Origin of the sequence: Paraburkholderia sp. SIMBA_027, assembly GCF_046535315.1 — a bacterium.
In the GTDB taxonomy this organism is placed as follows: Bacteria; Pseudomonadota; Gammaproteobacteria; order Burkholderiales; family Burkholderiaceae; genus Paraburkholderia; species Paraburkholderia tropica.
In genome coordinates this window covers 1-248 of record NZ_JAWRWY010001287.1, presented here as the reverse complement: position 1 = coordinate 248, position 248 = coordinate 1, and the positions used below count along the sequence as shown (strand labels likewise).

The following is a 248-nucleotide window of genomic DNA, read 5'->3' as shown; positions in this document are numbered from 1 at the left end:
GCGCGTTGCTGCTGGTGCTCGCCGATACCCTCGGACGCACCTTGATCGCACCCAGCGAGATCCCGGCAGGGGTGCTCACGGCGGTGATCGGCGCGCCCTATTTTCTTTGGTTACTGGCACGCTTCAAGGGCTGATGACATGAGTATTCTGAAGGCACACCAGCTCGATATCGGTTATGGCGCAACGCGCATCGTGCAAGGCTTGTCGTTCGCGCCGCCAGTGGGCAAGGTCACGGCGTTGATCGGCCC

1 protein-coding gene is annotated in these 248 nt (G+C 62.1%); it reads left to right on the top strand.

The window, feature by feature from the left end:
• Nucleotides 1–14: 14 nt before the first annotated feature.
• Complete coding sequence (locus SB764_RS43300) at nt 15–134, top strand: iron chelate uptake ABC transporter family permease subunit (protein WP_410867209.1); 120 nt, start codon at nt 15–17, stop codon at nt 132–134.
• The last annotated feature ends 114 nt before the right edge of the window (nt 135–248 follow it).